At 68.8% G+C, this 9,987-nt stretch carries 7 protein-coding genes; 2 read left to right on the plus strand and 5 right to left on the minus strand.

Going from position 1 to position 9,987, the window contains the following annotated elements; all coding sequences use genetic code 11:
- The first annotated feature begins 415 nt into the window (after positions 1-415).
- A complete protein-coding gene (locus GA0115259_RS11395; RefSeq protein WP_237539920.1) occupies positions 416-1,012 on the plus strand; it encodes a class F sortase in 597 nt (198 codons plus the stop codon).
- Between the two features lie 40 nt (positions 1,013-1,052).
- Here the strand turns inward: GA0115259_RS11395 and GA0115259_RS11400 are convergent, their stop codons facing one another.
- Entirely contained in the window at positions 1,053-1,832 is a 780-nt protein-coding gene (locus tag GA0115259_RS11400) for a sulfite exporter TauE/SafE family protein (protein ID WP_093594646.1), read from the minus strand.
- Between the two features lie 107 nt (positions 1,833-1,939).
- Positions 1,940-3,316 carry a glycoside hydrolase family 10 protein gene (locus GA0115259_RS11405; RefSeq protein ID WP_256097978.1) on the minus strand — a complete coding sequence of 459 codons (1,377 nt, stop codon included), beginning with the start codon at positions 3,314-3,316 and terminating at the stop codon, positions 1,940-1,942.
- A 354-nt stretch (positions 3,317-3,670) separates the two neighbouring features.
- Here GA0115259_RS11405 and GA0115259_RS11410 point away from each other — a divergent pair, with 354 nt between their 5' ends.
- Positions 3,671-4,825 carry an alkaline phosphatase PhoX gene (locus tag GA0115259_RS11410; protein WP_093594652.1) on the plus strand — a complete coding sequence of 385 codons (1,155 nt, stop codon included), beginning with the start codon at positions 3,671-3,673 and terminating at the stop codon, positions 4,823-4,825.
- Here the strand turns inward: GA0115259_RS11410 and GA0115259_RS11415 are convergent.
- The 3 genes from GA0115259_RS11415 to GA0115259_RS11425 form a co-directional block, all read right to left on the minus strand.
- Positions 4,795-5,871 (minus strand): ArsR/SmtB family transcription factor, encoded by a 1,077-nt coding sequence (locus GA0115259_RS11415; protein ID WP_176732508.1) that lies wholly within the window; start codon positions 5,869-5,871, stop codon positions 4,795-4,797. The two genes, GA0115259_RS11410 and GA0115259_RS11415, sit on opposite strands and share 31 nt — an antisense overlap.
- Before the next feature lie 540 nt (positions 5,872-6,411).
- Complete coding sequence (gene ppdK / locus GA0115259_RS11420; protein WP_093594655.1) at positions 6,412-9,138, minus strand: pyruvate, phosphate dikinase; 2,727 nt, start codon at positions 9,136-9,138, stop codon at positions 6,412-6,414.
- Between the two features lie 417 nt (positions 9,139-9,555).
- Positions 9,556-9,987 (minus strand): HAD family hydrolase (locus tag GA0115259_RS11425; protein WP_141716530.1); only part of this gene is annotated, 432 nt, incomplete at its 5' end.

Consider the following 9,987-nt stretch of genomic DNA (forward strand, 5'->3'; position numbering starts at 1 on the left):
TGGGAGCGGCCGTCGTGGCCGCTGCCGCCGTCGGCGGGACCTTGCGCCTGCGCCGCCGGGCGAGCGGCGCGCAGGAACGCTGACGGGGCCGGTCTCCACGGCCCCGCACCGGTTCCGCCTCCCGTCCCCGCCCTGGTCACGCCTTGGTCACGCCCACCGCCGACCGGGGCGGGGAACCCCATCCAGGCTCCCTGGTACGTATCCCGTACCCGGGGAACCGTTCATCCGGAGGACTGGATTCATGAGCTTCTACCGCAGCGGCCGTCGCCGCTGCAAGGACGACTGCGACTACGACTACAACTACGACAGCAGATACGGCTACAACCACCAGCAGGGCTACGGCCATTACTGCAACAGGCACCGTGGCGGCTCGGGCTGGACGATAGCCATAACCATCTGTATCGGTGTCTGGCTGATGGGAAACGGCTCCAAGCAGGTCACTCCGCCCACACCGCCCGCCTCGGAGTCCTTCGACGACACAGGCTCCGGCTCCAGTGCCGACGCCGGCTCCGGCACACGCTCCGGGCACCGTGTCGCACCGGCCGCCGCCCCGATGTCGTCCGCGGCTCCGGTCGCACTGCGCATCCCCGCGATAAAAGTGGACACGCCGCTCCTCGGGCTCGGACTGGACCGCGACGGCAGTCTGGACGTACCGCCGACCGGAGTCCGCAATGTCGCGGGCTGGTACAAGGACGGCCCGTCACCGGGCGCCAAGGGCTCCGCGATCATCGCCGGCCATGTCGACAACGCGCGCGGGCCCGCCGTCTTCTACAAGCTGGGCACCCTCAGAAAGGGCCAGCGCATAGAAGTGGCCCGGGCGGATGGCCGTACCGCCGTCTTCTCCGTCGACGCCCTTGAGGTGTACGAGAACGCCGACTTCCCCGAGCGCAAGGTCTACGGATCGACCGACCGGCCGGAGCTACGGGTGATCACCTGCGGCGGCGGCTTCTCGAAGAAGACCGGCTACAAGGGCAATGTCGTGGCGTACGCCCATCTCACCGGCGTGAAATAGCCCCACACGCGCCCGCGCCCACGGGTCACGCGCCCCGGACTCACGCGGTCCACTGGTCGAACGCGAGCTTCGCGACCAGCGAGAACACCACCACCAGCAGCACTCCGCGCACGAATTCACTGCCCTTCTTGAGCGCCGTCCGCGCGCCGAACATCCCGCCCGCCAGATTGAACACCGCCATCGGCGCCGCAAGCCGCCACATCACCGTGCCCTGGTGAGCGAACATGGCGAGCGCGCCGGCGTTGGTGCAGACGTTCACGATCTTCGCGGTGGCGGAGGCCGTCACCAGATCGAGGTGGAGTACGGCCGTGAGGGCCAGCACAAGAAACGTTCCTGTGCCGGGTCCGAACAGCCCGTCGTAGAAGCCGATGCCACCGCCGACCAGCACGATCGCCATGACCGTACGCGCCCGGGTGACGGGACCGCCCGGCCGTGCCCGGCCGAAGGACGGCCGCAGCATCACAAAGGCCGCCACTCCCAGCAGCACCACCATGATCACCGGCCGGAGCACCTCACTGCTGATCCCGGCCGCGAAGAAGGCTCCGGTCATCGAGCCGGCGAGGGCCGCGAGGCCGATCCGTACCGCCGTCCTGACATCGACCGGAGCCTTCCGCAGATAGGTCACCGCCGCACCCGAGGTACCGACGATGGCGACCGCCTTGTTGGTGCCGAGGATGTGCGCGGCGGGAGTGTGCGGCAGGCCGAGCAGCATCGCGGGCAGAAGCAGCAGCCCGCCGCCGCCCACCACGGCATCGATCCAGCCGGCCGCCGCGGCGGCGAGACAGAGCAGAACGAGCGTGGTCAGCGGTATGTCGGGCACGACCGCGACCCTATATACCGGCGTTCCCGCCCATGCCCGCGCCCTCTGCCTCGCCAAGACAAACCGCTACGGCTGGCCGCTTTAAGACAAACCGCTAAAACCAGCCGCTACGACAGGGCGACCGCGCAGGCGGCCCCGTTCAGAGTGAAGGCGCCCGGCGCGGTATTGCCGCCGCTCCAGGCGCCGTTGAACCCGAAGGTGGCGGAGCCGCCGGGCGCGATGGCCGCGTTGTGGGCGGCGTTGACGGCGGTGGCCTGCGCGCCGGACTGGGTGACGGTGGCGTTCCAGGCCTGGGTCACGCTCTGGCCAGAGGGCCATGTCCAGCGCAGGGACCAGCCGTTGACCGGCGAGGTACCGGTGTTCCTGACCGTCACATTGGCGGTGAAGCCGGTGTTCCACTGGCTCTGGACGGCATAGGTCACGGCGCACCCGGTGGTGGGTGTGGGATCGCCGCCGCCACCGTCACCGGTCCAGCCGAGCGCCTCCGCGATCCCGTAATACGCCGGTTTGGGCTGGAAGCCGGCGTCGTACGGAGTGGCCGCGCCCTCGCCCGGGAAGACGTCCGGGATCCAGGAGTCGGAGTCGGTGAAGCCCCAGACGGTGACGCCCTCGCAGCGCGCCACGGCGAGGCAGGCATTGGTGACCGCCTTGAACTCGGCCTTCTGCTGGGCAAGCTTGGCGTCGGTGGCGGGCAGCGTCATCCGGATGTCGAGTTCGGTGATGGCCACCTCCACACCGAGGTCGGCGAAGCGCTGGAGATTGGCCTGGAGCGTGGCCGGTACCTGGCCGAGGATGAGATGACCCTGGAAGCCGACGCCGTCGATCGGTACGCCCTGCGCCTTGAGCCGCTGGACCAGGGAGTACATCCCGTTGCTCTTGGGACCCGTGCCGTCGGTGTTGTAGTCGTTGATGTACAGCTTGGCGGCGGGATCGGCGGCGCGCGCGGCACGGAAGGCGTCGGCGATGTACGACTCGCCGAGCTGGTTGTAGAACTTGCTGCCTCTCATGGTGCCGTCTTCGTTGAGCGGCTCGTTGACGACGTCCCAGTGGTCGATCCGACCCTTGTAGCGGGTGACCTCGGTGGTGACATGGTCGGTCATGATCGTGCGCAGCTCGGTGTTGCTGAAGGAGCCGTTGGCCAGCCAGTTGGGCATCTGGCTGTGCCAGACGAGCGTATGCCCGCGTACCTGCTGTCCGTTGGCCTCCGCGAAGTCCACCACCCGGTCGGCGCCGGCCCAGTTGAAGCTGCCGCGGTTCGGCTCGACCGTGCCCCACTTCATCTCGTTGGCGGGAGTGATGGAGTCGAACTGGGCGCCGGTGACGGCTCCGTACGTACCGCTCAGCTTCGAGGACGTGACGGCGGTGCCGTAGTAGATGCCCTTCGCCGCGGCGAGGTCCCGCAGGACGGGATCCGCGGCGTGCGCCGGAGCGGCGAGTCCGACCAGGGCGACGGTCGCCGCGGTCAGTGCCGAGACGGCTGCCACGACTCCGGATAAGATCCGAGGTTTTCTCACGATCGTCCCTCTCTCGTGTGATTTCGGAAAGTTCACAGAAAGTTTCGAGAGCGCTGTTCGGAAGGTAGAGGCGGAGGTGGTGTTCGTCAACGGACGTGGCACGAGTTCGCACATCCGGGTATCGCACGTGTCCCTGCCGCCGGACCGGGGCAGACCAACGCCGTACGCCACACACACACGGACAGGCCGGCGCCCTACGGCTCGGCTTCGCCTCACCACCCGTTCAACCACCGGCCATACGCGGCCCCTAGGCTCCTGCGGCGTGCGACCCCGTGGCGCCGTCCGGCGTCTCGGGACGGTCACCACACCCCCATGGAGCGACCAGTGGAACGTCGCAGTTTCCTGCGCGGAGCGGTCATCGGCACTTCTGCCGCCGCACTCGGCGGCACATTGTGGCGCGGAGCGGCCATCGCCGCGCCCGCCCAGCCGGGCGCGGGCCCCTATGGAGCACTCGGCGCGGCGGACGCCAACAACATCCGTCTGCCCGCCGGCTTCACCAGCCGGGTGATCGCCCGTTCCGGGCAGCCGGTCACGGGCACGTCGTACACCTGGCACAGCGCACCCGACGGCGGCGCCTGCTACGCCGACGGCACCGGCTGGATCTATGTCTCCAACTCGGAGATCGATCCGTCGGGCGGCGCGAGCGCGGTCCGTTTCTCCGCCACCGGCGCGATCACCGGCGCTTACCGGATCCTCTCCGGCACCCGGCAGAACTGCGCGGGCGGCAAGACGCCGTGGAACACCTGGCTCTCCTGCGAGGAGGTGGACCGCGGCTATGTGTACGAGACCGACCCGTGGGGCGCGAAGGCGGCGGTACGGCGCGACGCCATGGGCCGCTTCAAGCACGAGGCCGCCGCGGCCGACCCGGTCCGCCAGACGATCTATCTGACCGAGGACACCACCGACGGCTGCTTCTACCGCTTCACTCCGACCATCTGGGGCGATCTGTCGTCGGGCCGTCTTGAGGTGCTCGTCGCGGGTACGGCCACCAGCGGCCCGGTGACCTGGAAGACCGTGCCCGATCCCACCGGCGCCACGGCCACCCGTAACCAGGTCTCGGGCGCCAAGCGCTTCAACGGCGGCGAGGGCTGCTACTACGCGGACGACACCTGCTGGTTCACGACCAAGGGCGACAATCGCGTCTGGCAGTACAACGTGGCCGCCGGGACCATCGAGCTGGCCTACGACGACTCGCTGGTGTCCGGTACGGCGCCGCTGACCGGCGTCGACAATGTGACCGGTTCCTCGTCCGGCGATCTCTTCGTCGCCGAGGACGGCGGGAACATGGAGATCTGCATCATCACGCCGAACGATGTCGTGGCGCCGTTCCTGCGCATCGGCGGCCAGTCCGGCTCGGAGATCACCGGACCGGCCTTCTCGCCCGACGGCAAGCGGCTCTACTTCTCCAGCCAGCGTGGCACCAGCGGCAGTTCGTCGGCCGGTATCACCTACGAGGTGACCGGGCCGTTCCGCGCGTAACGCCCGTCGCTGTTCCGTACGGAACGCCCGTCGCTCCGTACGGAACGCCCGTCCGCGGTGGCGCCGCCTCTCAGCAGGGCGGCGCCCAGTGGTGTGAGGGTGTGCAGTACGGCGTTGCCATGGCGCAGCGTGACCACGAGCCCCGCCTCGCGCAGTACGCACGCGTGCTGGCTCGCGGAGGCGAGTGACACGCCTGTCCTGCGGGCCAGTTCACTGGTCGTGGAGCCGTGTTCGATGGCCCGCAGGACCGCCGAGCGGGTGTGGCCGACGAGCCGGCCGAGCGAAGGCCCCGGGCGCTCCGTGACGGTCGGCGCGTCGGAGTGGGTCACGGGATAGACCAGCACGGGCGGCAGCGTCGGATCCCGGTGGACGACGGGCGTGCCACGGCAGAAGAAGGACGGCTGGAGGAGCAGCCCTCGTCCGTCCAGGCGCAGTTCGCGGTCGACCGGATAGTCGGCCTCCAGCACCGGTGAGCGCCAGCGCAGCATCGGAGGCAGCGTGCCGAGGAGTTCGTCGGCGCCGCCGTCGAGCAGGGCCCGGCCGCGCAGCGCGCGGTCCGCCTCGGTCCTGGCCCGGATATGCGGCCAGTACGGCTCGATCGCGGCCCGGTGGTACGTACGCAGCGCGTCGACAAGCGCCCCGAGCCGGCCGGCCCCGGGCCCATAACCGCCCTCATGACCGGCTCCGAGGTGACCGGCTCCGTGGTGACCGGCCCCGGCCCGCCCGACCGCGAGCAGGGCGAGTTCGGCGCGGACCCGTTCGGGCGGTGTGGCGCGCAGTGCGTCGAGGCCCGTCTCAAAGCCTGCCCGCCCTTCAATGGGCGTCAGGAAATCGGGGAAATAGCCACGCCGTGGCACCAGCGCGGAGATCGGTACTGTTTCACCTTTCAACCTGGTCCGTGTTTCCTTACGCCATTCCCCGAAGAGAAGAGGGCCTCGCCGATCCCTTATTCGATGAAAACTGAGAATCGTTTCCCAGAGCGGATCGGGACCGGCGGCCATCCGGACCCCGCCGAGGTCCTTCCCGGTGAAATGAATACGCAGCATCGAATCCCCACCTGTTTGCATCCACAATCTCCCCGACACCGAGTATGCATGCCATCACAGCTGGTTACCACGGTGTTTCAGCCACAGTTGAAACGCATCGCGGCCACCACATCCCAGCCGAAAAGCTGTACCGCGTCGGGCAGGAAACCCGGACGGCCGAATAGGCGCGGCGAAGGCCGTGGGGGGCTTTGCCCGCCCGGCGGCGGTCGGTCGGGGTTGCGGCTCCATGTCCGGCTCTCGGAAAGGGAGCGCGGTCGGTGGGTGGGGATCCACCGGCCGCGCTCCACCGCGCCGCGGGAGAAGCCCGTAACGCGTTGCTCAATGCGCTTGAAGAAAACATGTGCCCGGTGAATGAGGCGGAGAATCGACGAAGGGACGGACGCCTCCGCACGGGCGCCCGCCCCTTCATCGTGTTCCGGAGCCGCCCGCCGGGTCGGTGAGGGTCGGGATGAACCGGCGGCCGGCTCCGGGGTCTTCGTACGGCAGCGGCGACGGACGGGCACGGCGGCGGCAGAACCGCCGTGTGCCCGTGCCGGCGGCCTACCGCGAGTCGCTGCCCGCCGACGACGCCGCCGCGCGGCCCGCCTCCAGCCGCGCCACCGGGATACGGAACGGTGAGCAGGAGACGTAGTCCAGGCCCACCTCGTGGAAGAAGTGCACCGACTCCGGATCGCCGCCGTGCTCACCGCAGACGCCGAGCTTCAGTCCCGGCCGGGTGGCACGGCCCGCCTCCACCGCGCTCCGCACGAGCGCGCCCACACCGTCCCGGTCGATCGTCTCGAACGGCGAGACGCCGAAGATGCCCTTCTCCAGATACGCCGTGAAGAAGCTCGCCTCCACATCGTCGCGGGAGAAGCCCCAGACGGTCTGCGTGAGATCGTTCGTGCCGAAGGAGAAGAACTCCGCCGCCTCGGCGATCTGGCCTGCCGTCAGGGCCGCGCGCGGCAGCTCGATCATCGTGCCGAGCGCCAGCGTGAGTTCGACTCCGGTGGCGGCCTCCACCTCGGCGATGACCTGCTGTGCCTCGTCGCGGACGATCTCCAGCTCCTGGACCGTACCGACGAGCGGGATCATGATCTCGGCCCGCGGATCGCCCTTGGCGTTCTTGCGCTCGGCGGCGGCCTCCGCGATGGCCCGTACCTGCATGGCGAAGAGCCCAGGAATGACCAGACCGAGCCGTACGCCGCGCAGACCGAGCATCGGGTTCTGCTCATGGAGCTTGTGCACGGCCTGGAGGAGGCGCAGATCGTTCTCGTTGTGGTCCTTGCGGGCCTCGGCGAGCGCGACCCGTACCGACAGTTCGGTGATGTCGGGAAGGAACTCGTGCAGCGGCGGATCGAGCAGCCGGACCGTCACGGGCAGCCCGTCCATCGCCTCGAACAGCTCGATGAAGTCCTTCTTCTGGAGCGGCAGCAGCGCGGCGAGCGCCGCTTCACGCTCGTCGTCCGTGTCGGCGAGGATCAGCTTCTCGACCATCTCGCGGCGCTCGCCGAGGAACATGTGCTCCGTACGGCACAGCCCGATGCCCTGGGCGCCGAAGCGCCGGGCGCGCAGGGCGTCCTCGACGTTGTCGGCATTGGCGCGCACCCGCAGCCTGCGGCGGCGGTCCGCGTACGCCATCATCCGGTGGACGGCCTCGACCAGTTCGTCGGCGTCGTCGGCGCCCGCGTGCATCCGGCCCTCGAAGTACTCGACGACGGGCGACGGTACGACGGGCACCTCGCCGCGGTAGACCTTGCCGGTCGAGCCGTCGATCGAGACGACGTCGCCCTCCTCGACAATGGTCCCGTTCACCGTCATCCGGCGGGCCTTGGTGTCCACCTCCAGCTCCTCGGCGCCGCAGACACAGGTCTTGCCCATGCCACGGGCGACGACGGCGGCGTGCGAGGTCTTGCCGCCGCGCGAGGTCAGGATGCCCTCAGCGGCGATCATGCCGTCCAAGTCGTCGGGATTGGTCTCACGGCGGATGAGGATGACCTTCTCGCCGGACCTGGACCATTTGATGGCGGTGTACGAGTCGAAGACCGCCTTGCCGACGGCCGCGCCCGGCGACGCGGCGATCCCGCGTCCGAGCAGTTCACGCTTGGCGTCCTCGTCGAAGCGCGGGAACATGAGCTGGGCGAGCTGGGCGCCGTTGACGCGCTGGAGCGCCTCGGCCTCACCGATCAGCCCCTGGTCGACGAGCTGGGTGGCGATCCGGAAGGCGGCGCCGGCGGTGCGCTTGCCGACACGGGTCTGGAGCATCCACAACTGGCCGCGCTCGATGGTGAACTCGATGTCGCACAGATCGCGGTAGTGCGTCTCCAGCGTCTCCATGATGCTCATGAGCTGGTCGTACGACTTCTTGTCGATGGCCTCCAGTTCGGCGAGCGCCACCGTGTTGCGAATGCCCGCGACGACATCCTCGCCCTGGGCGTTCTGGAGGTAGTCGCCGTACACGCCCTGCTGGCCGCTGGCCGGGTCGCGGGTGAAGGCGACGCCCGTGCCGGAGTCGGGGCCGAGATTGCCGAAGACCATGGAGCAGACGCTGACGGCCGTGCCGAGATCGCCGGGAATGCGCTCCTGGCGGCGGTAGAGCCTGGCGCGGTCGGTGTTCCAGGACTCGAAGACCGCGCGGATCGCGAGATCCATCTGCTCGCGCGGATCCTGCGGGAAGTCGCGGCCCGCCTCCCTGGAGACGATCTTCTTGAACCGCTTGACCAGTTTCTTGAGGTCCTCGACCGCCAGATCCACATCGGTCGCGGCGCCCTTGGCCTGCTTGGTCTCCTCCAGCGCCTCCTCGAAGAGCGCGCCGTCGACACCGAGCACGGTCCTGCCGAACATCTGGATGAGCCTGCGGTACGAGTCCCACGCGAAGCGTTCGTCACCGGCCTGGGCGGCGAGCCCGGCCACGGAGGCGTCGGAGAGGCCGACGTTCAGGACGGTCTCCATCATGCCGGGCATGGAGAACTTGGCGCCGGAGCGTACGGAGACGAGCAGCGGATCGTCGTGCTGTCCGAGCTTCTTGGCCATCTTCCGTTCGAGGGCGTCGAGATGGGCGCTGACCTCCTCACGCAGGGAGGCCGGTTCCGTACCGCTGTCGAGGTAGATGTTGCAGGCCTCGGTGGTGATGGTGAAGCCCGGCGGGACAGGCAGCCCGAGGTTGGTCATCTCGGCGAGATTGGCGCCCTTGCCGCCGAGCAGGTCCTTGAGATCCTTGTTGCCCTCGGTGAAGTCATAGACGAATTTCTCGGCTGAGGCTGAGTGGGGATCATTGTTTTCCGACACGGGTCTCGACTCCTCGAGGACGCGGTGGCTGCCCTGACGGCGAGGAACATACCCAGATCGAAGGTGCCTGGGTACGTCCACTTGCCTGTCATACGGCCTTAACCACCCGTCCGCCACCAGATCGAAAGTGACCCGGGGCCGGGTGGCCCTGTCCCACGTCTTCATCCCTCGAAGCGGGCATGACCCGCCCATGACGCGACATGCTCATATGAGCAGAGACATCGACGTCTGAGTTCAGAAGATGAACACGAAAGGGATGGCGCAGTGCGCCATCCCTTTCAGAAATGCAGCCACTCATATCGAGCTCATATGAGCCAAGCACCGATCAAACGTGGCGAGAATCACGCTTTGACAGCTCCGCGATTCCAGGATCCGGACGGTCTCCCGGTGCTGTTAACAGGCCCGTTACAGGCGCTGCTACAGGAGTTGTCCGTGCCCGGGAGCGCAGCCTCTCAGCACGCCGAGATCGACCTCCTCCAGACTGCCCGCGAAGTACCGTCCGGCCGCGGGCTCCACCGGCAGCAGCGAGGGCACCACCAGCACCGCGCAGCCGGCCGCCTGCGCGGAGGCGCTGCCGTCCGGCGAGTCCTCCACCGCGACACACGCTCCGGGCCCGACGCCCAGCCGTTCGGCCGCCGCACGGTAGGGATCGGGGTGCGGCTTGGTCCGTACGGTGTCGTCGGCGGAGAGCGTGAAGGCGAAGCCGACACCGGCCAGCGAGCCCGCGACCACCGAGTCCACCACGGCCCGCGGTGACGCGCTCACCAGGGCGAACGGCACCTCGGCGCGCTCCAGTTCGGCCAGCAGCCGGCGGGCGCCGGGCCGCAGCGGCACTCCCGCCGCCACCCG

The organism is Streptomyces sp. MnatMP-M17, assembly GCF_900091995.1.
In the GTDB taxonomy this organism is placed as follows: Bacteria; Actinomycetota; Actinomycetes; order Streptomycetales; family Streptomycetaceae; genus Streptomyces.